Source organism: Pedobacter sp. 01T416_2, assembly GCF_056398925.1.
Genome location: NZ_JBFTQI010000766.1, coordinates 1 through 2746, shown reverse-complemented (window position 1 = coordinate 2746; position 2746 = coordinate 1). Strand labels below are relative to the sequence as shown.

Below are 2746 nucleotides of genomic sequence, written 5' to 3'. Positions count from 1 at the left end.
GTTTAAATGTAGGCCAAGTTCTTGAGCGTGTTGTACGCAGAGATAGAATGGGGATAAGTGAATTATCCCGGAAATTAAATGTAAGTAGAAGAACTATTTACAATTGGTTTGATCAGAAAAGTCTAAACCCTGAAATTATTTGGAAAGTGGGTACCGTAATCGGTCACGATTTTTCTGTTGAGTTACCCGAAACTTTTGCTAAAAACAGTAACTATATCCACGAAGCTTTAGATGCACATACAGGGGATCAAACCAAAGGTGATGCGAATTCTGTATACTTCTGGATGAATAAATACATCAAGTTACTTGAAAAATACAACGAAATATTAAGCAATAACAACATAGATAAGAGTGTTTCTGAAACGGTTGCACATCATACTATGCCAAGAAATAACAATCGGTCTATTTCTTAAGCCATCGCTGGTATTTTAATTTATTTTAAACCCATATCTTCTTAGGGTTTACCATCCCCGGTGAACTCTCCCTTTTTTTTATAGTATCTCTCTAAATAATTCACCATAAGTACAATTATGGTGATGGATTTCTATTCACTAAAATTTCGAAATCATGAAAACAATTAACGCACTAACTCTACTGTTGCCATTGTTTGCTTTTCAAGGCGCCAAAGCACAATCGCAGGTTTATGGTGGTACCGGTATCCGGTATTCTGTTGGTATTGAAACAGGTTTGGCTACTGGCTATTTGGCCAAAAAGTACGAGGCACCGCTTGGCGTTTCCGTTCAGGCAGAATTTCCCATCACTGAAAGCATTTTATATGCCTCGGTAAATACCGGATTCAATAACATTTTTGTATCGGGCAACTACTCCCACCTGGTAGATGATTTACAGCTTGTACCAGTTAAAGCAGGCTTAAAATATTTCTACAGAAGTAATCTTTATCTGCAGTCGGAAATAGGTTTCTCCTTCCTTTTAAATAAAACAAATTGTGTTGAGGGCAAAAAAGCTGCGTTTGTATACGCGCCACAGGCAGGGATGATATTTTATCTGCACAACAATAATTATATCGATACAGGATTACGCTATGAAAGCAATGGCAAATTCTATCACTGCGACCATACGAACAACTTTGTAGGCTTCAGAATCGCCTGGGGCTTCAGTTTATAAAACGGGCATTCCTAAGTAATCATCTTTAATAAGCTTCATAAATGAAAGCAAGTATACAATACAATACGATGAACGGATTGTGGATCCTTTTTATTGATTGTAAATATGAGGATTCTCCGAAATACATTAGGATGATTACGAAAATTATAATCAAAATGTTATCAGGAACAGTCATTCCCGGCAATCGGCGAAGGGTTAGATCTGGCAGGCATTACCTGATCCATGAGCATGTGATAGAATTGCACACAGACGAATGGTTTCCATTGGTGCTGGCAAGCGAGAGCAAAGAGCTTTTGGAAGGTATCAAATCCATTTTTATGGATATGAGCGGGAAAAAATAACCCGCCCAATTTATTTTATCGATCAAAAATACGGGAAGGTTGCTCCGAAAGGAGTAGCCTTTTCTTGTTTCCATGCTATCGTAAGCAATAAAGACTGCAACATAATTTATAATCGATCCGAATCCGTCACGATKAAAATCCTATCGTATGGAACGATTAATTAAGTGTTTAAACTTGTCTTTCTACAAGCTACAATTGACGTATTCTAAAGAGAATTCGTCATTGCGAGGCACGAAGCAATCTTAATGCGCGCCGCTAGTAGCGATCGTTGTAAGATTGCTCGTAGCTTACAATAAGCTAAAAATCTATATGTCATTTATATTAATTTTTATGCAATAAATTATCCCTAATATTCGATTACAACCTTACCAATCGTTTTTCCGCTTTCTAATAAGCGGTGTGCTTCTTTTAGGTTTGCTGCTGTAAATCCTTTCAGCGTGGTGTTTAATGTCGTTTTAAGCGTGCCATTGTCAAAAAGTTCGGCGAGTTTATTTAAAATATGGTGTTGCTCTTCCATATCATCGGTTTGATACATCGAACGGGTGTACATCAATTCCCACGAAAAAGTAACACTTTTGTTTTTCAACTTATTCAGCGCAATAGGAGTGGCTGAACCGGTAATGGAAACAATGTGTCCCTGAGGTTTGATCAATTCTACTATCGCATCCCAATAGTTATTTAAATCAACAAAATCTAGTATAAAGTCTACTTCCTGATAACCTCCTGCATGTATTTCTTCAATCAGGTTTTTATGGTCTACTACCAAATCGGCTCCCATATCCAGGCACCATTCTTTGGTTTCTGTACGCGAAGCGGTGGTAATTACCTTTAGTCCGCTTATTTTTTTTGCGAGCTGTATGGCAATTGAACCTACACCACCGGCACCTCCAATAATGAGTATACTTTTTCCTTTATCTTTTTGTTCGCTGATGCGGATACGATCGTATAACGATTCCCATGCTGTAAGCGCGGTTAGGGGCATAGCAGCAGCTTCGGCATTGCTGAGTGTGCTTGGCTTTAAACCTACAATACGTTCATCTATCAATTGATATTCGGTATTACTGCCACTGCGCGTAAGGTCACCAGCATAATAAACCGCATCGCCAGGTTTAAAAAAAGTAACCACCTCTCCAACAGCTTCTACCGTTCCGGTAGCATCCCAGCCAATCACTTTAGGCGTTTCCAATACAGTATCTTTAGCACTGTTCTGGCGTATTTTATAATCTACCGGATTTACACTGATTGCATTTATCTTAACCAGTATATCGCGTCCGCTAGGT

The 2746-nt window shown here is 38.6% G+C and carries 4 protein-coding genes; 3 read left to right on the top strand and 1 reads right to left on the bottom strand.

What is annotated here, in order from left to right:
- The 3 genes from AC1DPQ_RS23785 to AC1DPQ_RS23775 form a co-directional block, all read left to right on the top strand.
- Positions 1-413, top strand: a 413-nt coding sequence (locus tag AC1DPQ_RS23785) for a helix-turn-helix domain-containing protein (protein ID WP_477611079.1), incomplete at its 5' end; no start/stop codon positions are given.
- Between the two features lie 154 nt (positions 414-567).
- A complete protein-coding gene (locus AC1DPQ_RS23780) occupies positions 568-1125 on the top strand; it encodes a hypothetical protein (protein WP_477585221.1) in 558 nt (185 codons plus the stop codon).
- Between the two features lie 41 nt (positions 1126-1166).
- Positions 1167-1466, top strand: coding sequence for a hypothetical protein (locus AC1DPQ_RS23775; RefSeq protein WP_029276618.1), 300 nt, complete (start codon positions 1167-1169; stop codon positions 1464-1466).
- Between the two features lie 346 nt (positions 1467-1812).
- Here AC1DPQ_RS23775 and AC1DPQ_RS23770 read toward each other — a convergent pair.
- Positions 1813-2746, bottom strand: a 934-nt coding sequence (locus AC1DPQ_RS23770; RefSeq protein WP_477611078.1) for a zinc-binding alcohol dehydrogenase family protein, incomplete at its 5' end; no start/stop codon positions are given.